Annotated in this window: 14 protein-coding genes; 3 read left to right on the forward strand and 11 right to left on the reverse strand. The window is 74.0% G+C overall.

Translation table 11 applies throughout. The annotated features are described in order from the left end of the window. Nucleotides 1-56 precede the first annotated feature (56 nt). The 7 genes from ACX9I7_RS06810 to ACX9I7_RS06840 are packed head-to-tail and all read right to left on the reverse strand — an operon-like array spanning nt 57 to nt 10,911. Nucleotides 57-731: a TetR/AcrR family transcriptional regulator gene (locus tag ACX9I7_RS06810; protein WP_459386783.1), complete on the reverse strand. Its 675-nt coding sequence runs from the start codon at nt 729-731 to the stop codon at nt 57-59. Next, a complete protein-coding gene (locus ACX9I7_RS06815; RefSeq protein ID WP_459386784.1) occupies nt 719-1,459 on the reverse strand; it encodes an enoyl-CoA hydratase family protein in 741 nt (246 codons plus the stop codon). The genes ACX9I7_RS06810 and ACX9I7_RS06815 overlap by 13 nt, the downstream gene beginning before the upstream one ends. Before the next feature lie 27 nt (nt 1,460-1,486). Continuing rightward, nucleotides 1,487-2,650, reverse strand: a complete 1,164-nt coding sequence (locus ACX9I7_RS06820; protein ID WP_459386785.1) for an acyl-CoA dehydrogenase family protein — start codon at nt 2,648-2,650, stop codon at nt 1,487-1,489. After that, nucleotides 2,647-4,557, reverse strand: a complete 1,911-nt coding sequence (locus ACX9I7_RS06825) for an acetyl/propionyl/methylcrotonyl-CoA carboxylase subunit alpha (protein WP_459386786.1) — start codon at nt 4,555-4,557, stop codon at nt 2,647-2,649. Before ACX9I7_RS06825 ends, ACX9I7_RS06820 begins: the two co-directional genes overlap by 4 nt. A 25-nt stretch (nt 4,558-4,582) precedes the next feature. Beyond that, nucleotides 4,583-6,187, reverse strand: coding sequence for an acyl-CoA carboxylase subunit beta (locus ACX9I7_RS06830; RefSeq protein ID WP_459386787.1), 1,605 nt, complete (start codon nt 6,185-6,187; stop codon nt 4,583-4,585). Then, nucleotides 6,184-7,965: an acyclic terpene utilization AtuA family protein gene (locus tag ACX9I7_RS06835; RefSeq protein WP_459386788.1), complete on the reverse strand. Its 1,782-nt coding sequence runs from the start codon at nt 7,963-7,965 to the stop codon at nt 6,184-6,186. The genes ACX9I7_RS06830 and ACX9I7_RS06835 overlap by 4 nt, the downstream gene beginning before the upstream one ends. Before the next feature lie 48 nt (nt 7,966-8,013). Next, complete coding sequence (locus ACX9I7_RS06840; protein WP_459386789.1) at nt 8,014-10,911, reverse strand: FAD-binding and (Fe-S)-binding domain-containing protein; 2,898 nt, start codon at nt 10,909-10,911, stop codon at nt 8,014-8,016. Between the two features lie 121 nt (nt 10,912-11,032). Between ACX9I7_RS06840 and serC the strand changes: the two genes are divergently transcribed. Continuing rightward, entirely contained in the window at nt 11,033-12,154 is a 1,122-nt protein-coding gene (serC, locus tag ACX9I7_RS06845) for a phosphoserine transaminase (protein ID WP_459386790.1), read from the forward strand. A gap of 53 nt (nt 12,155-12,207) precedes the next feature. Here serC and ACX9I7_RS06850 read toward each other — a convergent pair whose 3' ends face one another. After that, the gene (locus tag ACX9I7_RS06850) at nt 12,208-13,257 is read right to left on the reverse strand and encodes a hypothetical protein (protein WP_459386791.1); all 1,050 of its coding nucleotides are present in this window, start codon (nt 13,255-13,257) and stop codon (nt 12,208-12,210) included. Between the two features lie 128 nt (nt 13,258-13,385). Between ACX9I7_RS06850 and ACX9I7_RS06855 the strand changes: the two genes are divergently transcribed. Next, nucleotides 13,386-14,189 carry a VOC family protein gene (locus ACX9I7_RS06855; protein ID WP_459386792.1) on the forward strand — a complete coding sequence of 268 codons (804 nt, stop codon included), beginning with the start codon at nt 13,386-13,388 and terminating at the stop codon, nt 14,187-14,189. A 65-nt stretch (nt 14,190-14,254) separates the two neighbouring features. On the opposite strand, the gene ACX9I7_RS06860 is transcribed toward ACX9I7_RS06855, so the two are convergent. The 3 genes from ACX9I7_RS06860 to ACX9I7_RS06870 form a co-directional block, all read right to left on the reverse strand. Further along, nucleotides 14,255-15,676 carry an FAD-dependent monooxygenase gene (locus tag ACX9I7_RS06860; protein ID WP_459386793.1) on the reverse strand — a complete coding sequence of 474 codons (1,422 nt, stop codon included), beginning with the start codon at nt 15,674-15,676 and terminating at the stop codon, nt 14,255-14,257. 132 nt (nt 15,677-15,808) lie between these two features. Beyond that, nucleotides 15,809-16,705: an alpha/beta fold hydrolase gene (locus ACX9I7_RS06865; RefSeq protein WP_387575730.1), complete on the reverse strand. Its 897-nt coding sequence runs from the start codon at nt 16,703-16,705 to the stop codon at nt 15,809-15,811. Nucleotides 16,706-17,218: 513 nt separating this feature from the next. Next, nucleotides 17,219-17,911, reverse strand: a complete 693-nt coding sequence (locus ACX9I7_RS06870; protein WP_126915571.1) for a metal-dependent transcriptional regulator — start codon at nt 17,909-17,911, stop codon at nt 17,219-17,221. Between the two features lie 261 nt (nt 17,912-18,172). On the opposite strand from ACX9I7_RS06870, the gene ACX9I7_RS06875 reads away from it, so the two are divergent. After that, nucleotides 18,173-18,931 (forward strand): SIS domain-containing protein, encoded by a 759-nt coding sequence (locus ACX9I7_RS06875; RefSeq protein ID WP_387575346.1) that lies wholly within the window; start codon nt 18,173-18,175, stop codon nt 18,929-18,931. Nucleotides 18,932-18,935: the final 4 nt, after the last annotated feature.

Here is an 18,935-nt window from a genome sequence, read left to right on the forward strand (position 1 = left end):
AGGGGGCGGGGGGCGCGCCCCCGCATTCGGTCGTGGTCGAAACGCGCTGGTGGGCTTCAGCCGCGCCCGCGCGGGCGGAGGACGTCGTCGAGGAGGGTGGCCCAGTGGGCCACCACGCGTTCGCGGCGGGCGCTGTCGTCCGTGAGGAGGTTGGCCAGGCCGAGGCCGCGTGCCATGTCGAGGAAGCCCTGGACGGTCTCCCGTACGCCTCGGACGCTCTCGTCCGCGCCCAGCAGTTCCACGGCCATCCGGTGCACCTCACGTCCCACCCGCACCTCCAGGTCCACCACCCGGGCCCGGAGCGGCTCCTCGTTCGCCGCCGCCACCCACAGCTGGAGGGCGGCGCGGAAGAGCGGGCCGGTGCAGAGGTCCGCGATGCCCTCGACCACGGCGTACGTACGGGCCGGGCCCGCGACCGGGCGGGCGGCGGACAGCAGCCCCCGCAGCGCCGCCGACCGCTCCTCCGCCACATGCTCCACCGCCGCCGTGAACAGGTCCTCGCGGGTGGGGAAGTGGTGCTGGGCCGCCCCTCGCGACACCCCCGCGCGCTCGGCGACGACCGCGACCGTCGAGCCCGCCCAGCCGTGCTCGGCCAGGCACGCGACGGCGGCCTCCAGGAGGCGGCGGCGGGTGGCCCGGCTGCGGTCCTGTTTGGGGAGGTTGGGGGTGGTGGGGGTCTGGGGGGTGCTGGGAGTGGTGGGCTCCTGCGGGCGGTCCGTCAACGTGCCCATGCGGGATCCCGCTTCTCCAGGAACGCCGCCATGCCCTCCCGCGCCTCCGCCGAGGCGAACAGCCGCGTCGACCGCTCCGCCAGCTCGGCCGCGTCACGGTCGAAGGCCCGTAGGACCTCCGCCGTGACCAGGCGTTTCGACTCCGCCAGACCCTGTGGGGAGGCCCTGCGGAGTCCGACCAGGACCGCTTCCACCGCCTTGTCCACGGCGTCCGTCGCTGCCGTGACCAGGCCGATCCGCGCCGCCTCCGCCGCGCCGAAGCGCTCGCCCGTCAGGTAGTAGCGGCTCGCGGCCCTCGGGTCCAGACGGGGCAGCAACGGCAGGGAGATGACCGCGGGTGCCAGCCCGATCCTCGACTCCGTGAACGCGAACGTCGAGGTTTCGTCCGCCAACGCGATGTCGCACGCCCCCACCAGCCCCAGGCCCCCCGCCCGTACATGCCCGCGCACCAACGCCACCACTGGCTTGGGCAGTTCCACGACCATACGCAGCAGGCCGACGAGCGCCTCCGGGCCCGTCGGGGCCGGCTGCTCGCCGAGGTCGGCGCCCGAGCAGAACGTGCCGCCCGTGTGGGTGAGCACCACCGCCCGGGTGCGCGCGTCGTCCGCGGCCCGCGCCAGCCCCTCCCGTAACTCGGTCACCAGACGGGTGGAGAGCGCGTTGCGGTTGTGCGGGGAGTCCAGGGTCAGGGTGGTGACGCCCCGCTCGTACGCGTCGTGGACCGGCATGAGGGCTCCTTTCAGCAGGATTTGGGCTCAGTAGGACTTGGGCAGGCCCAGCGTCCGGTGCGACACGTAGTTCAGGATCATTTCCCGGCTCACCGGCGCCACGCGTGCCACCCGAGCCGCCGTGATCAGCGACGCCAGCCCGAACTCCGAGCTGAGACCGTTGCCGCCGAGGGTGTGCACCGCCTGGTCGACGGCCCGGACCGCCGCCTCGGCGGCCGCGTACTTCGCCATGTTCGCCGCCTCGCCCGCGCCCTCGTCGTCCCCGGCGTCGTAGAGGTGCGCCGCCTTGTACATCATCAGCCGGGCCAGCTCGATCTCGATGTGCGAGCGTGCGAGCGGGTGGGCCACGGCCTGGTGGGCGCCGATCGGTTCGTCCCACACCCGGCGGTCGCGGGCGTACTCGACGGCCCGCGCGATCGCGTACCGGCCCATCCCGATCGCGAACGCCGCCGTCATGACGCGCTCCGGGTTGAGCCCGGCGAAGAGCTGGAGCAGGCCCGCGTCCTCGTTGCCGACGAGCGCGTCCGCCGGCAGCCGGACCTCGTCGAGGACGAGCTCGAACTGCTTCTCCGGGGAGGCGATGTCCATGGGGATCCGGCGGCGGGTGAAGCCGGGCGCGTCACGGTCGACGATGAACAGGCACGGCTTGAGCCGGCCCGTCCGCGCGTCCTCCGTCCGCCCGACGATCAGCGTCGCGTCGGCGACGTCCACGCCGGAGATGAACACCTTCCGGCCGGTGAGCAGCCAGTCGCCGCCGTCGCGGCGGGCGGTGGTGGTCAGCCGGTGGGAGTTGGAGCCGGCGTCCGGCTCGGTGATCCCGAAGGCCATCCTCGTGGTTCCGGCCGCGAGGCCCGGCAGCCACGCGCGCTTCTGCGCGTCCGTGCCGAAGCGGGCGATCACCGTGCCGCAGATGGCGGGGGAGACGACCAGCAGGAGTAGCGGGCAGCCCGCGGCGCCCAGTTCCTCCAGCACGATGGTGAGTTCGGTGATGCCGCCGCCCCCGCCGCCGTACTCCTCCGGGAGGTTCACACCGAGGTAGCCGAGCTTGCCGGCCTCCGCCCACAGCTCGTCGGTGTGTTTGCCGTCGCGTACGGACGCGGCGAAGTACGCGCGGCCGTAGCGGGCGCCGAGGGCGGCCACGGCGGTGCGGAGGGCGCGCTGTTCGGGAGTTTCGATGAGCGTGCTGCTCATGGCTTTTCCTCCGTCTCTGTGACGGCCGTCTCCGTGCCGACCGTCTCTGTCACCACGGCGAGCGTCTCGCCCGTCTCCACCTGGCGGCCCCGCGTCACGTGGAGCGCGGTGAGCGTGCCGTCGACAGGAGCGGTCACGCGGTGCTCCATCTTCATCGCCTCCAGCCACAACAGCGGTTGCCCCGCTTTCACCGGCTCTCCGATCGCGATTCCGTCCGCCACGCGCACGACCGTGCCGGGCATGGGCGCGAGCAGCGCCCCGGGTTCGGCCGCCGCGCGGGCGGCGGGGTCGGGGAGGCGGGGGAGGGCGGTGAGGGCGTACGAGTCCACGTGCACCCGGCCGTGGGCGTACGCGGTGACCTCGAAGGTGCGGGTGACGCCGTCCGTCTCCAGGGCGACGCGGCCGGGGGCCGCCGACACGACGCGCACGCCCGGGAAGTCCTCGGGGACGAGGCCGTCACGGGTGCGGTGGTAGCGGATCTCGTACTCCGCGCCGTCGGGTTCCGAACGGTAGCGCTTGCTCTGCGGCTGGGAGGGGACGTTCCGCCAGGCGCCCGGCCGATGGGCGCCGGCCAGGGCCGCCGCGAGGGCGGCCAGGCGCGCGTCCCGGGGGCGGGTGAGCGCGGTGAGGTGGCGTTCGAGGAAGCCGGTGTCCGGCGCGCCCGCCAGGAACTCCGGGTGCCGGAGGGCGCGTACGAGCAGGTCGCGGTTGGTGTGCGGGCCGTGGACGGCGGCGTGTTCGAGGGCGTGGGCGAGCTTGCGGATCGCCTCCGGCCTGGTCGGCGCCCATGCGATGACCTTCGCCAGGAGGGGGTCGTACTGAGAGGGGACGGTGTCACCCTCGGCGTACCCGGCGTCCAGGCGGAGTCCCGAACCCCCGGTCCTCAAACGCCGGACGGGCTGAGAGACGTCCCCCTCCGCCGCCAGGCGGGCCTCCACCGCGTGGCCGTACGGTTCCGGTACGGGGCCCAGCCGCGCGCCCTCCGCCACCCTGATCTGCAGCGCCACCAGGTCCACCCCATACACCGCCTCCGTCACGGGATGCTCTACCTGGAGCCGCGTGTTCATCTCCAGGAAGTACGGGCCGCGCCCGTCCCCCGGCAGCAGGAACTCCACCGTCCCCGCGCCCACGTACCCGATCGCCCGTGCCGCCGCCTCGGCGGCCGAGGCCAGGGCGGCGCGCACCGCGTCCGGCAGGTCCGGGGCCGGGGCCTCCTCGACGACCTTCTGGTGGCGGCGCTGGAGGGAGCAGTCGCGCGTGCCCAGCGTCCATACGGTGCCGTGGGTGTCGGCGAGGACCTGCACCTCCACATGGCGCGCCCCCTCCACGTATGGTTCGACGAATACCTCGCCGTCGCCGAAGGCGGCCGCCGCCTCCGCCCGCGCCGACACCAACTCCTCCTGCAGCACCGTGAGATCCCGCACCACCCGCATCCCGCGTCCGCCGCCGCCCGCCGCCGCCTTGATCAGCACGGGGAGGTCGGAGGCGGTCAGTCCCGCCGGGTCCAGCGGGGCGAGGAGCGGCACCCCGGCCGCCGCCATGACCCGCTTGGCGCGGGTCTTGGAGGCCATGGCCTCGATGGCCTCCGCAGGAGGGCCGATCCACACCAGCCCCGCGTCCGTGACGGCCCGCGCGAAGCCCGCGTTCTCGGAGAGGAAGCCGTACCCCGGGTGCACGGCGTCCGCGCCGGCCGTCAGCGCGGCCCGTACGACGAGGTCGCCCCGGAGGTACGTCTCCGCCGCCGTGGTGCCCGGCAGGCGGACGGCCGTGTCGGCCGAGCGCACGTGGAGGGCGCCGGCGTCCGGGTCCGCGTGGACGGCGACCGTGGCGATGCCCGCCTCCCGGCACGTGCGGAAGACCCGGCAGGCGATCTCGCCGCGGTTGGCCACCAGGATTGACTCGATCACTCGGACCTCACATCCGTCACATCCGTCACATCCGGAAGACGCCGAAGCCGCCCCGCGCGCCCTCCACCGGGGCGCCGTGCGCGGCCGACAGACAGATGCCCAGCACGGTCCGCGTGTCGCGCGGGTCGATGACGCCGTCGTCGTACAGCCGCCCGGACAGGAACAGCGGCAGCGACTCCGCCTCGATCCGCTCCTCGACCATCGCGCGCAGCGCCACGTCCGCGTCCTCGTCGTACGGCGTGCCCTTCGCCGCCGCCGACGCGCGGGCGACGATCGACAGGACGCCCGCGAGCTGCTGCGGCCCCATCACGGCGGACTTCGCGCTCGGCCAGGCGAAGAGGAAGCGCGGGTCGTAGGCCCGGCCGCACATCCCGTAGTGCCCGGCGCCGTAGGAGGCGCCCATGAGGACGGACAGGTGGGGGACCCGGGAGTTGGACACCGCGTTGATCATCATCGCGCCGTGCTTGATGATGCCGCCCTGCTCGTAGGCCCGGCCGACCATGTAGCCCGTGGTGTTGTGGAGGAAGACCAGCGGGATGTCGCGCTGGTTGGCGAGCTGGATGAACTGCGCGGCCTTCTGCGACTCCGCGCTGAAGAGCACCCCCTGGGCGTTGGCGAGGACGCCGACGGGGTAGCCGTGCAGCCGCGCCCAGCCGGTCACCAGGCTCGGGCCGTAGAGCGGCTTGAACTCGTCGAAGTCCGAGCCGTCCACGATCCGCGCGACGACCTCGCGCGGGTCGAACGGGATCCGGAGGTCGTCCGGTACGACGCCCAGCAGCTCCTCCTCGTCGTACAGCGGGGGCGCGACGGAGGACGGCGGCGGAGCGGGGTGGGCCTTGCGCCGGTTGAGGCGGGCGACGATCCGGCGGGCCTGGCGCAGCGCGTCCCGCTCGTCCGTGGCGAAGTGGTCCGCGAGCCCGGACGTCCGGGCGTGCATCGCGGCGCCGCCCAGCGACTCGTCGTCGCTCTCCTCGCCCGTGGCCATCCGCACCAGCGGCGGGCCGCCCAGGAAGACCTTGGCCTGTTCCTTCACCATGATCACGTGGTCGGACATGCCGGGGACGTACGCGCCGCCCGCCGTGGAGTTGCCGAAGACGACGGCGATCGTGGGGATGCCGGCGGCCGACAGCCTCGTCAGGTCGCGGAAGAGCGCGCCGCCCGGGATGAAGATCTCCTTCTGGCCGGTCAGGTCCGCGCCGCCCGACTCCACCAGCGAGATCACCGGCAGCCGGTTGGCGCGGGCGATCTCGTTGGCCCGCAGCGCCTTCCTGAGCGTCCAGGGGTTGCTGGCCCCGCCGCGCACGGTCGGGTCGTTGGCGGTGATCAGGCACTCGACGCCCTCGACCACGCCGATGCCGGTGACGAGCGACGCGCCGACGGTGTGGTCGCTGCCCCAGCCCGCCAGGGGTGACAGCTCCAGGAACGGGGTGTCGGGGTCGAGCAGCAGCTCGACGCGCTCGCGGGCGAGCAGCTTGCCGCGGGCGCGGTGCCGGGCGGTGTACTTCTCGCCGCCGCCCGCGACGGCCTTGGCGTGCTCGGCCTGGACCTCGGCGAGCTTGGCCAGCATGGCGGCGCGGTTGGCCACGTGGTCGGCGGAGGCCGGATCGAGGGCGGAGCGCAGGACGGTCACAGCTCCTCCAGCCCTCGTGTCTCCCGTGTCTCGCGTAACTCCCGCAGCAGCGATTCGGGGAGGTCCACGTGCCGGGAGCGCAGCCACTCGCCCACGGCCTTGGCCTGCGGGTCGAAGCGGGCCTGGGAGGCGACGCCCTCGCCCAGCAGGCCGTGCACGACGAAGTTCAGCGCCCGGAGGTTGGGCAGCACGTGCCGCTCCACGACGAACCCGGACGTCTCCGGCAGCAGTTGCCGCAGCCTCGGTACGGTCAGCTCGTGCGCGAGCCAGCGCCACGCACCCTCGCCACGCGCCCACACACCGATGTTCGCGCTGCCTCCCTTGTCCCCGCTGCGCGCCCCCGCGATCAGCCCCAGGGGCGCCCGGCGCGTGGGCCCGGCGGGCAGCGGGTCGGGCAGCAGCACCGCCGGGCGGCCCACGGCCGCGCCCCGGCCCCCGGTCCGGGCCGGCGGCGGCAGGACCGGCACCCGCGCGCCGTCCGGCAGCACGGCCACGTGCCGGACCGCCTCCGGCGGCACGTACGCCGCCTCGAACACCCCGTACGGCGTGCCCTTGCCGGGCGGCGCGGCGATGTGGAAGCCGGGGTAGCTGGCCAGGGCCAGCTCGACGCACGCCGCCCGGACGGCCCGGATCGCCTCGGAGTCGCGGTCGCGCACCACCAGGCGCAGCAGCGCGCTCGCCTCCTCCTGGACGGGCGCGTCGGACCGGTCCGTACGGGCGAGGGTCCAGCGGACCTCGGCGGGGTGGTGGACGGCGAGCACCCCGTCGAGCTGCGCGCGGACGAGCCGGGCCTTGGCCTCGACGTCCAGGCCGGTCAGCACGAAGGTGACCTCGTAACGGTGGCCCCCGGCACGGGTGACGCCCACCTTCAGCGTGGGCGGCGGGTACTCGCCGCGCACCCCGTCGACGCGCACCCGGTCCGGGCCGTCGGCGGTGAGCCGCACCGTGTCCAGCCGGGCGGTCACGTCGGGCCCGGGGTAGCGGGCGCCCGCCGTCTCGTACAGCAGCTGCGCGGTGACCGTCCCGACGGTCACCGCGCCGCCCGTCCCCGGGTGCTTGGTGATGACGGCGGAGCCGTCGGCGTGGATCTCGGCGAGCGGGAAGCCGGGGCGTGGCGGGGTGTGCTCGCCGAGGACGTCCTGGAAGAAGGAGTAGTTGCCGCCCGTCGCCTGCGTGCCGCACTCCAATATGTGCCCGGCGACGACCGCGCCCGCGAGCGGGTCGAGATCGTCGTCGGTCCAGCCGAAGTGGGCCATCGCCGGGCCGGTGACCAGCGCCGCGTCCGTCACCCGGCCGGTCACCACGATGTCCGCGCCCGCCCGCAGGCACTCGGCGATGCCCGCGCCGCCGAGGTAGGCGTTGGCGGTGAGGGCGCCCTTGATCCAGGGGGCTTCGGGGACCCCGTCCGTCAGGAGGTCGTCACCGGTGACGTAGCCGATGCGCGCTGGAACGCCGACGCGGTCGGCGAGCTCCGCGATCCGCTCGGCGAGCCCGGAGGGGTTGAGGCCGCCCGCGTTGGCGACGATCTTCACGCCGCGATCGGCGGCCAGCCCCAGGCCCTCCTCCAACTGGCCGAGGAAGGTGCGCGCGTAGCCGGTCCCGGGATCCTTCAGCCGGTCCCGGCCGAGGATGAGCATGGTCAGCTCGGCGAGGTAGTCGCCGGTCAGGACGTCCAGGGGGCCGCCGGTGAGCATCTCGCGCAGGGCGTCGAAACGGTCGCCGTAGAAGCCGGAGGCGTTGCCGACACGCAGCACCGGGGCGGAAGCGGGTTCGGGCATGGCACCGGAGGGTGACAGCGGGCCCGGAAACAAGCAAGCGTGCTTGCATCATTTTCGGCCGGTCGGCGAGGGCGAGGAGGGGAGGTGGCGGGCCAGCGCCTCGGCCAGATGAAGGCTTTCGGTGTCCGCGAGTTGACGAATCTGTGTACGGCAGGAAAACCCGTCCGCGAGGACGTACGCCCCCTCGGGCGCCCGGCGCAGGGCGGGGAGCAGCTGTTCCTCGGCGCAGGCGACGGACACGTCGTAGTGGCCGCGCGTGAAGCCGAAGTCACCGGCGAGGCCGCAGCATCCGCCGCTCAAGTCGCCGTGCAGGCCCGCCTTTTCGCGGAGGCGGCGCTCGGCCGCGTCGCCGAGCACGGCGTGCTGGTGGCAGTGCGTCTGCCCGGCGACGGGCCGGCCGACGCGGGGCGGCTCCCAGTGCGGGGCGCGCTCCTCAAGGACCTGCGCGAAGGTCCGTACGGACGCGGCGAGGCGCGCGGCGCGCGGATCGTCCGGAAGCAGCTCCGGGAGGTCGGTGCGGAGGGCGGCGGCGCAGCTCGGTTCGAGGACGAGGAGGGGGGCGGGGGTGTCGGGGGCGTCGAGCGTGTCGAGTGTCCGGCGCATGACGGCGCGGGCGCGGTCGAGCTGGCCGGTGCTCAGCCAGGTCAGGCCGCAGCAAACGGGCCTGGCCGGGACGGTGACGTGCAGCCCGGCGTCCTCCAGGACGGCGACGGCGGCGCGGCCCACGCCGGGGGAGAGGTGGTCGGTGAAGGTGTCGGGGAAAAGGATCAGGCGGTTCGCGGCATCGGGTGGCGGGCTTCCGTGGTGGTGCGCGCTGCCACGACGCTCCCGCCCCCGCCACCACCTGGTGAAAGGTTCCGCCGCCAGCGGTGGGATGTCCCGTTCCGGGGCGATGCCGCCCAGCCGCTTGGCGGCGGCCGCCAGTGGTCGTACCCGTGCCAGTCCGTTGAGCACGGGCGCGGCCCGTACGGCGGCGGCCGCCCGGAGCCAGACCGGCAGCCGGCCCATCGAGTAGTGGGCGGCGGGCCGCAGCCGGCCCGCGTAGTGGTGGTGGAGGAACTCGGCCTTGTACGTGGCCATGTCCACGCCCACCGGGCAGTCGCTGCGGCAGCCCTTGCACGCCAGGCACAGGTCGAGGGCCTCGCGCACCTCCTCCGAGCGCCAGCCGTCCGTGACGAGCTCGCCCGCCAGCATCTCGTGCAGCAGCCGGGCCCGGCCCCGGGTGGAGTGCCGCTCGTCACGGGTGACCCGGTAGGACGGGCACATCACACCCGTACCGGCCGTCGTCTCCCGGCACTTGGCCACTCCGACGCACCGCCGGACCGCCGCCGTGAAGTCCCCGCCGTCCTCCGGATAGCCGAACTCCACGGGGACCGGCCCCTTGGGCAGCACCTCGAAGCGGAGGTTCCGGTCCAGTGGGTAGGGGCGGACGATCATGCCGGGGTTGAGGCCGCCCGCCGGGTCCCAGAGGTCCTTGAAGCGCTCGAAGAGGTGGACGGCCTCCGTCCCGTACATCCGGGGGAGCAGCTCCGCCCGGGCCTGGCCGTCGCCGTGCTCGCCGGAGAGCGAGCCGCCGTGGGCGACGACGAGGTCCGCCATGTCGTGGGAGAAGTCGCGGTAGCGGCGCACTCCCGCCGGGGTCAGGAGGTCGACGTCGAGGCGGATGTGCACACAGCCCTCGCCGAAGTGCCCGAAGGGCGCGCCGCGCAGCCCGTGGCGGCCCAGCAGCGCCCGGAACTCCCGCAGGTACGCGCCGAGGCGCTGCGGCGGAACGGCGCAGTCCTCCCAGCCCGGCCAGGCCTCGCCGCCGTCGGGCAGCCGGGTCGCGGTGCCGGCCGCGTCCTCGCGCACGCGCCACAGGGCCCGTTGGGCGGCCGGTTCGGTCAGCACGGCGTGGCCGCTCGCGCCGTCGGCGGCGGCCGCCCGGCGGAGTTCCTCCGCCCGGGCCGCCGCCTCGCCGGGCGTGGCGCCGCCGACCTCGACGAAGAGCCAGGCCGCGCCCTTCGGCAGCGCGTCCCGGTCCGGGCCCGGGACCAGGTCGGCCGCCATGCCCTCGACCGTCAGGGGCTTGTGCGGCAGGAGGACGGACGCGGCGTCGGCGGCCGAGCCCTCGTCGGGGTAACCGAGCACCACCAGCGCGCGGGCGGCGGGGGCGGCGACGAGCCGGACGGTCGCCTCGGTGATCAGCCCGAGGGTGCCCTCGGTGCCGGTGAAGGCCCGGACGAGGTCCGTGCCGCGCTCGGGCAGCAGGGCGTCGAGCGCGTAACCGGAGATGCGGCGGGGGAGGGTGGGGGAGGGGAAGCCGGTGCGGAGGAGGGCCAAGTGGCCGTCCACGAGGGCCCGTACGCCCCTCGCGAGGCGGGTAGGGAGCCCGTCGAGCCCTCTGCCTGCGCCGAGTCGGGCGTGTTCGCCGCCGTACGTCAGCACGTCCAGGGCGAGGACGTTGTCGGCCGTGGTGCCCCAGGCCACCGAATGGGCGCCGCAGGCGTTGTTGCCGATCATCCCGCCGAGGGTGCAGCGGCCGTGCGTCGACGGGTCCGGCCCGAAGGTCAGCCCGTGCGCGCCGGCCGCCGTCCGGAGCGTGTCGAGGACGACGCCGGGCCGGACGACGGCGGTGCGGGCCTCGGGGTCGATCCGTACGACGTCGGTCATGTACCGGGTGAAGTCGAGGACCACGCCCTCGCCGGTCGCCTGCCCGGCGATCGACGTCCCGCCGCCGCGCGCCACCACCGGGACCCCGTGCTCGCGGCAGACGGCGAGCGCGGCGGCGACGTCGTCGGCGTCGCGGGGTGCGACGGTCCCGAGCGGAACGCGGCGGTAGTTGGAGGCGTCCATGGTCGTGAGGGCGCGGGCGGAGGCGGTGAAGTCGACGTCGCCGCGCACGGATGCGCGGAGGGACGCGCGTAGCTCGTCTGCGGGACCGTCGTGACTGCTGTGATCGCCCATACGACCACCCTTCCCCCGGACCGGGGAGGTTACCGGCGGACCGTGGAGGTTACCGGCGGAATCGTCTCATCGGGTGGACGGGACGTTTCCGCAGGCAGAAGGCACGGACTAGGCTGCGGCCGTGGCTGATATCCAGATTCCCGCTGACATCAAGCCCGCCGACGGTCGTTTCGGCGCGGGCCCGTCCAAGGTGCGGACGGAGGCGCTCGACGCCCTGGCCGCGACCGGCACCTCCCTCCTCGGCACGTCCCACCGCCAGGCCCCGGTGAAGAACCTGGTCGGCAGCGTGCGCGACGGCATCCGGGAGCTCTTCTCCCTCCCCGAGGGCTACGAGGTGATCCTCGGCAACGGCGGCTCCACCGCGTTCTGGGACATCGCCACGCACGGTCTCATCGAGTCCAAGTCGCAGCACCTGTCCTTCGGCGAGTTCTCGTCGAAGTTCGCCAAGGCCGCGAAGCTGGCGCCCTGGCTGGCCGAGCCGACGGTGATCTCCTCCGAGCCGGGCACCCACCCGGAGGCGGAGGCGGAGGCGGGCGTCGACGTCTACGCCCTCACCCACAACGAGACCTCCACCGGTGTCGCCGCGCCCGTCAAGCGCGTCGCGGGTGCCGACGAGGGCGCGCTGGTGCTGGTCGACGCCACGTCCGGCGCGGGCGGCCTGCCCGTGGACATCGCCCAGAGCGACGTCTACTACTTCGCCCCGCAGAAGTCCTTCGCCGCCGACGGCGGCCTGTGGCTGGCGGTCTTCTCCCCGGCGGCCCTGGAGCGGGCGGCGCGGATCCACGCGTCCGGGCGGCACGTCCCGGAGTTCTTCTCGCTGCCGACGGCGATCGACAACTCCCTGAAGAACCAGACGTACAACACCCCCGCCCTCTCCACCCTGTTCCTGCTGAACCAGCAGCTGGAGTGGCTCAACGGCCAGGGCGGCCTGGACTGGGCGGTGCGGCGCACGGCGACGTCGGCGCGGACGCTGTACGGCTGGGCGGAGGCGTCCAAGCACGCGTCCCCGTTCGTCGCGGACCCGGCGAAGCGGTCGGCGGTCATCGGCACGATCGACTTCTCGGACGACGTGGACGCGGCGGCCGTCGCCAAGGCCCTGCGGGCCAACGGCGTCGTGGACACCGAGCCGTACCGCAAGCTGGGCCGCAACCAGCTGCGGGTGGCGATGTTCCCGGCGATCGACCCGGCGGACGTCGAGGCGCTGACGGCGTGCGTGGACTATGTGATCGAGCGGCTGGGCTGAGAGCCGGTTGGGGGGGAGGGCGCGCGCCCTCCCCCTTTTTTTATGTTCGCCTTTTATGTACGCCGCCGGAACAGCCGGCGGAGGGCGAGGGCCAGGGCGGCCACGACGGCGAGGGCGCCGGCTCCGAGGGTCAGGGTGTGGGGGCCGCCGTCCGAGCCCACGTCGGCGGCCTGCCCGGCACCGCCCTTGTCCTCCCCCTTTCGCTTCGCGGCGCTGTCCGGCAGGAGCTCGTCGTCGAGCTCGATCGGGACGACCTTGCTGCGGGCGCCCTCCGAGCCGTACATCAGCGTCCGGCCGTCGGGGGTGAACGTCACCGACTCGCCCTGGCGTTGCAGGGGCACGACGGGACGGCCGAGCTCCTTCACCGGGCGGCCGTTCTCCCAGCGGTAGACGCGGGCGTCGAAGTAGCCGCGGACGACGAGCCGGGTGCCGTCGGGGGAGAACGCCGCGTCCGTGGCCCATACGTCGATGTCGGCGACGCGGCGGAACGTGTTCACGCCGGACGCGGAGAGCGGCTCCGGGGCCTCGTAGAGGGCCCCCTTCCCGGACTGCTTCTTGCTGACGATGTAGACCCGGCCGGTGCGGGGGTGGACCATCAGGGACTCGGCGTCGCGCGGCCCGTCCTCGTAGCGGACGGTGTAGGTGGTGGGGGTGACGGTGATGTCGCCCGTGAGCTCCTTCGGCTCGGGGAAGCGGTGGACGCGGACGTCGGGCCAGGTGCCGCCGAGGTTGTCGCCGATGTCGCCCAGGTAGAGGTTCCCGTCGGGGCCGAGGGAGATCGCCTCGACGTCCCGGGCGTCGACGCCGTCGAGCGTCACCCGGGCGACCGTGCGCCCGGTCCGGCTGTCCACGGCGTAGACGTACGGGCCGTCGCCGCTGTCGTTGTGCGTCCAGTAGACGCCGGGGTGGGCCCGGCTGGCGGCCAGGCCGCTGGACTCCTTGATGCGGGAGTCCTCGATGGTGAAGCCGGAGGGCGTCTCGCGGCCGCTCCCGTCGGCGCGCGCGGGCGTGGTGCCCGGCGGGAGGACGCCCGACGGGAGGAGCAGGGCCGATGCGGCGATTCCCAGGACGGCGGCGGCGAGGGCGGGACGGAAGGGACGCATGCCCCAAGCCTGCCATCGCCGCGTGGCGCGTCCGGGACCGAGAGGCCGAACCCGGGCGAGTCGGGGCCTCCGGGTGGGCATGCTCAGGGGGTTGGCGTGCGGGAGTTGCCGAGGACGAGGAGTTCGTCATGCTCACAGCGACGCAGGTACCGGGCGGGCCCAACTGGCTCGGCCTCACGACCCCGGACGCCGCCGCGTCCGCCGCCTTCTACGGCGACGTCTTCGGCTGGCGGTACGAGCCCGTGGGGCCGGAGGAACGGGAGTTCGGGCTCTTCCGCCTGGCCGGGAGGACCGTGGCGAGCTGCGGCCCGCTGGCGGAGGCCGGCACGGCCGCCGAGTGGCAGATCTACTTCCGCACCGCGGACGCCGACGCCACGGCCAAGGCCGTGGAGCAGGCGGGCGGCATGGTCCGCTTCGCGGCCCACGACGTCCTGATGGCCGGCCGCGCGGCCGGCTTCACCGACCCGACCGGCGCCCGCTTCGCCGTCTGGCAGCCGCGCGAGGTCGACTCCCTGGACGCGATCAACACCGCCGGCGCGCTCTGCTGGACCGAGCTCTACACCACGGACGCGGCCGCGGCTAAAACCTTCTACGGTGCGGTCCTCCCCTGGGACACCGGCTGGGAGATCGAGGTCGGCACCCACGTCCTCGCCATCATCTCCCCCTCCGGCTCCGGCCGGGAGGCCCAGCACGGCGCCATCATGCAACTGCTCCCCGAAAACCTGGCAGCGGGCTCACGCTCCGAATGGCACCCGTACTTCGCGACCCGCGACTGCGACGGCGTGGCGAAGACGGCCACGGAACGCGGCGCCGAGACGCTCATCCCACCGATCGACGTACCGGGCGTGGCCCGCGTGGCGATGCTCCGCGACCCGTTCGGCGCGACGTTCGGGGTGTTGCAGGCGACCACTACGCCGACGACCACCGAGTGACCCACCGGCCGGGGTGCCGTGCGGGCGCCCCGGCCGGGCGGACTCGGGTGGGGCGGGCCCCGGCCTCAGCTCTCCGACGCGGACTCCACGTAGCCGTCCGGGCGGACGAGGAGGGTGGTGCGCTGGGCGTCCGCGCGGGTCACCGTCAGGACGCCGGGCTCGGCCTTCACGTCGGCCTTCCTCGGCACCACCCGTACGTACGTGCCCGCCCGGAGGGCCTCGTACAGTCGTGAGGGGTGGCCGTCCAGCTCCGCCAGGGGCAGGTCCGGGGCCCGGTGGCCCGTCAGGGGGTGGGAGCCGGGCGGGGCCGGGTAGTGGATGCCGATGCCGGAGACGTAGAGCGCCGCCCGGCGCACCGCGAACGGCGCGAGGCGGGCCACGGTGCCCACCGCGTTGCGCACGCCCCTGGTGAGCGGCGTGGACGCCAGGACCGCGCGGATGAGGGCGCCGCTGATGCGCAGCACCATCGCGCCGACCGGGTGCCGCTCCTCGTGGTAGCTGTCGAGGAGGCGTTCGCCGCCCCGGCCGGCGAGGACGGCGGCGAGCTTCCAGCCGAGGTTGGCGGCGTCCTGGACGCCCGCGTTGAGGCCCAGGCCGCCGGCCGGGGAGTGGACGTGCGCGGCGTCGCCCGCGAGGAAGACCCGGCCGTCCCGGTAGCGCGGCACCTGGCGTTCGTCGCTGTGGAAGCGCGAGGTCCAGCGGGGGTCGCGGATGCCGAAGTCCTTGCCGAAGGCGGTCCGGGTGACGGCCTTGAGGTTCTCGAAGTCGACGGGGGCGCTGGAGGGCAGATCCGCGTTCCGGTCCCAGGCGATGACGCGGTACCAGCCGTCGCCGAAGGGGACGATGATCGCGAAGCACTCGGTCGTGCCCTTGAAGGCGGGCACCTCGTCCGGCGCGGCGTCCAGCCGGACGTCGGCGAGCATGACCGAGCGCAGGACGGCCTGCCCCGGGAAGGGCATGCCGATCGCCTCGCGGACGGCACTGCGCACCCCGTCCGTGCCGACGACATAGCGGCTCCGGAGGATGACGGGCTCCCCGCCCTCCTCGGCGGGCGCCACGTCCACGTCGACGCCCTCCGCGTCCTGTCGCAGCCCGGTCACCCGCGCGCCGCGCCGGATCTCGGCGCCGGCCGCGAGCGCGCGCTTCTCCAGCAGCCCTTCCAGTTCGTACTGGGGGGTGATCAGGACGCCGGCGAAGCGGCTGTCGAGGGCGGCCATCTCGACGCGGGCGCCGCCGGGGAGCCGTACGCCGGGAATGAACGTGCCGGTCGCGATCAGCGGCTCGGCGAGCGCGCGGGCGTCGAGCACCTCCAGGGTGCGCGCGTGGATGGCGAAGGCGCGGGTGAGGTTGGATTCCTCGGCGCGCTTCTCCAGCACCACGACCCGCACGCCCGCGGCGGCGAGATCGCCGGCGAGAAGGAGGCCGGTCGGGCCGGCCCCTACGACCAGGACGTCCGCGGTGAACCCGGACGTGGCGGACTCGGACATGACAGCTCCCGGTGAATCGCCCCGGCACGGCCGGGGCTCGGCTCGTACCACCAGTGCACACCCGGTCGGGCCAGTATGTCAACGACTGTTGAATTAATCAGCGGTTCTCTCGATCCTTGGCCCCCTCGGTCCTTACGCCGGAACCGCCGCGTCCAGGAAGGGCTCGGTGACGCGCCGCCAGCCGTCCGGCTGGTCGTAATGGATCAGATGGCCCGCGTCCGGCACCTCGGCGTAGCGGCCGCGCGGCAGGACGCGGACCATCTCCTGGGCCTCCGCCCGCCCCAGCGCGCCGTCCAGGCCGCGGACGACCAGCGTCGGGCACTCGACCAGGGCCAGCTCCTCCCAGTGCGCGTCATGGGCGTAGCCCTCGCGGGCCTGGAGCATCTGGCGGCGGAAGAACAGCGGCCGCCAGCCGTCGGCGCGCTCCGCCATCACCTCCGCGTAGAAATCCCCCCGGCTGGGGGCGGGGCGCTCCAGCGTCGGATCGTCCTCGCCGAACCACTTCCGTACGTCCGCGAGCGTGGCGAACGGCACCGGCCAGGAGCCCAGCCACTGGCTCCACTCGCGCTGGGTGGCCGCGCCGAGGGCCGAGGCGCGCATGTCGCAGATGACCAGGGCGCGGACGAGGTCGGGGCGGCGGGCGGCGAGCTGCCAGGCGGTGAGGGCGCCCATGGCGTGGCCGATCAGGGTGACGGGCGCGAGGCCGAGCTGCTCGACCGCCGCCTCCGCGTCGGCGACATATGCCTCGCGGGCGTAGGGGCCGCTGACGGGCTTGTCGCTGCGGCCGTGGCCGCGCTGGTCGAGGGCGATCGTGCGGTAGCGCGTGGAGAGCCAGCGGGCCGTCTGCGCCCAGTGCGCGGCGCGGCCCAGGAGGCCGTGGAGGAGGAGCACCCCGCCCGGCCGGGAACCGGGGCCCGGCACCGGCCCGCCGTCGTACCGCCCGCTGCCGCCGGCCTTCGGCGGTTCGGCGAACTCCCAGGCGGCGAGCCGCACTCCGCCGCTTCCCGTCACCTCGATGCGCCGCACCATGAGCCCTGGCACCCCCTCGTCTCCCCCGAGCAGCTCCACCCTATGGAACTTCCATTCGAATGAACCGTTGTCGCGCGCAACACCCCTCGTTCGAGTGACCGGGCGGAAGGATTGACCGTCTGCGACCAGGGGAGGAATCGATCTGGGCGCGGACCGTTCGGGGAAGAAGGTCCGCGCGGCGCACCCTGGGAGCTCGGGGCTCCGGGTCGCTGTGGGGGAGAACGGGGAGGTGGGGCCCCGGCCGCTCGTAAGGGCGCCGGGGCCCTTTTCCGTGTCGCTTTCCGTGTCGCCGGGGTCCTTCTCGCTGGAGCCCCGTTCCGTGTCGACGCCGGTCCGCCGGCCTCATCCCAGCCCCTCCCCCCGGTCGGCTGCGCGCGCATATGCGTTTCGGCACTCAGCGCCAGCGTGGCACGGCTCGGCCCCGGGCGCGCCGATTCCGCCGCGGCTCGGCAGCTTTACGTAAGGCGGTATACGTACCCGGCGCGGCCGGTCCGTCTCCGGCGTCGAGGCAGGTCAGCGCTTGGCGACGAAGACATGCGCGGCGATGTCCGCCGCCAGCTCGGCGGCCTCGCCACTGCTTCCCACCATCACTCCACCGGGCGACTCCGTCACACTGACCACCGCACCCGGCTGCACCCCGGCGCGGCGCAGCGTGTACATCAGCTGGGCGTCGGTCTGGATCGGCTCGCCGATGCGGCGCACGACGACGGTCTTGCCGTCGGTGCCCGGCTCCAGATCCATCAGGCTGACCATGCCGTCATTGAGGAACGGGTCGGCCTCGGCCTTCTCGCCCAGCTCCTCCAGGCCCGGGATCGGGTTGCCGTACGGCGACTCCGTGGGGTGGCGCAGCAGCTCCAGCACCCGCCGCTCGACGGCCTCGCTCATCACGTGCTCCCAGCGGCAGGCCTCGGCGTGCACCTGCTCCCACTCCAGGCCGATCACGTCGACGAGCAGGCACTCGGCCAGCCGGTGCTTGCGCATCACGCGGGTGGCCAGCTGCCGGCCCTCCTCCGTGAGCTCCAGGTGGCGGTCGCCCGCGACCGTGACCAGTCCGTCGCGCTCCATACGGGCCACGGTCTGGCTGACCGTCGGGCCGCTCTGATCGAGCCGCTCGGCGATGCGGGCGCGCATGGGGACCACACCTTCCTCTTCCAGCTCGAGAATGGTGCGGAGGTACATCTCCGTGGTGTCGATCAGTCCGGACATGCCGTGCCCCTCGATAAGTCGTGCGCTGGCCCTGGACTCAATTCTGACGCATGGCACCGACAACGGGGCCGCCCACGCCTCCGCCCGCCTCGTCCGTATTGACAGCGCCCTGGTCCAGCACGCAACGTGATCCGCGCCACGACAGTCGTCCGGGGTGCGAACCGGGGGGATATGTCCTGCCACGCGTGTTCCGTCGTCGGGCGTCGGGCGTCGGGCGTCGGGCGAGCGTCGAGCCGAGTCGAGCCAAGGAGTCCCGCAGCGATGAGCGACAGTAAGCCGGCCGGGCAGTTCTTCGACGCCGCGATCGGCCTGCTGCGGCGGGTGCGCGACGAGGAGGCGGGCGCCGTCGCGGACGCCGGTGCCTTGATCGCCGGCACGGTGGCGGACGGCGGCCGGATCTTCGTCTTCGGCGCCGGGCACTCCTCGCTCCCCGCCCAGGACGTCGTCTACCGCGCGGGCGGGCTCGCCCTGGTGAACCTGCTGGCCGTGCCGGGCGTCGTCGGCATCGACGTCATGCCCGCCACGCTGGGCAGCGCGCTGGAGCGGGTGGACGGGCTGGCCGGGGCGGTCCTGGACACCAGCCCCGCGCGGCCGGGCGACGTCCTCGTCGTCATCTCCCTCTCCGGGCGCAACGCGCTGCCCGTCGAGATGGCCATGAACGCCCGCGCCCTCGGTCTCGGGGTCATCGGGGTCACGTCCCTGGCCTATGCCGAGGAGACCCGATCCCGCCATGTGTCCGGAACGTTCTTGAAGGACCACTGCGACGTCGTCGTCGACACCAAGATCACTGTGGGGGACGCGGAGCTGACCTCCGAGGGCATCGCGGCGCCCTTCGGGCCCGCGTCGACGGTCGTGGCGAGCGCCGTGATGCAGGCCGTCATGGCCGCGGCGGCCGGGGAGCTCGCGGCGCGCGGCATCGACCCGCCGATGCTGCGGTCGGGCAACGTGGACGGTGGCCACGAGTGGAACGGGCGGGTGCTGGCGGAGTACGGCGACCGGATCTTCTTCCGGCACCACTGAGGGC

The sequence above is a fragment of the Streptomyces sp. L500 genome (assembly GCF_054551825.1).

Excerpts from the sequence above, each read along its gene's own strand:
- ACX9I7_RS06820 (WP_459386785.1), bottom strand. The coding sequence starts at position 2,650 with ATGAGCAGCACGCTCATCGAAACTCCCGAACAGCGCGCCCTCCGCACC.
- ACX9I7_RS06840 (WP_459386789.1), bottom strand. The coding sequence starts at position 10,911 with ATGGGCGATCACAGCAGTCACGACGGTCCCGCAGACGAGCTACGCGCG.
- ACX9I7_RS06815 (WP_459386784.1), bottom strand. The coding sequence starts at position 1,459 with ATGCCGGTCCACGACGCGTACGAGCGGGGCGTCACCACCCTGACCCTG.
- ACX9I7_RS06870 (WP_126915571.1), bottom strand. The coding sequence starts at position 17,911 with ATGTCCGGACTGATCGACACCACGGAGATGTACCTCCGCACCATTCTC.
- ACX9I7_RS06855 (WP_459386792.1), top strand. The coding sequence starts at position 13,386 with ATGCTCACAGCGACGCAGGTACCGGGCGGGCCCAACTGGCTCGGCCTC.
- ACX9I7_RS06850 (WP_459386791.1), bottom strand. The coding sequence starts at position 13,257 with ATGCGTCCCTTCCGTCCCGCCCTCGCCGCCGCCGTCCTGGGAATCGCC.
- ACX9I7_RS06860 (WP_459386793.1), bottom strand. The coding sequence starts at position 15,676 with ATGTCCGAGTCCGCCACGTCCGGGTTCACCGCGGACGTCCTGGTCGTA.
- ACX9I7_RS06810 (WP_459386783.1), bottom strand. The coding sequence starts at position 731 with ATGGGCACGTTGACGGACCGCCCGCAGGAGCCCACCACTCCCAGCACC.
- ACX9I7_RS06835 (WP_459386788.1), bottom strand. The coding sequence starts at position 7,965 with ATGCCCGAACCCGCTTCCGCCCCGGTGCTGCGTGTCGGCAACGCCTCC.
- ACX9I7_RS06865 (WP_387575730.1), bottom strand. The coding sequence starts at position 16,705 with ATGGTGCGGCGCATCGAGGTGACGGGAAGCGGCGGAGTGCGGCTCGCC.
- ACX9I7_RS06875 (WP_387575346.1), top strand. The coding sequence starts at position 18,173 with ATGAGCGACAGTAAGCCGGCCGGGCAGTTCTTCGACGCCGCGATCGGC.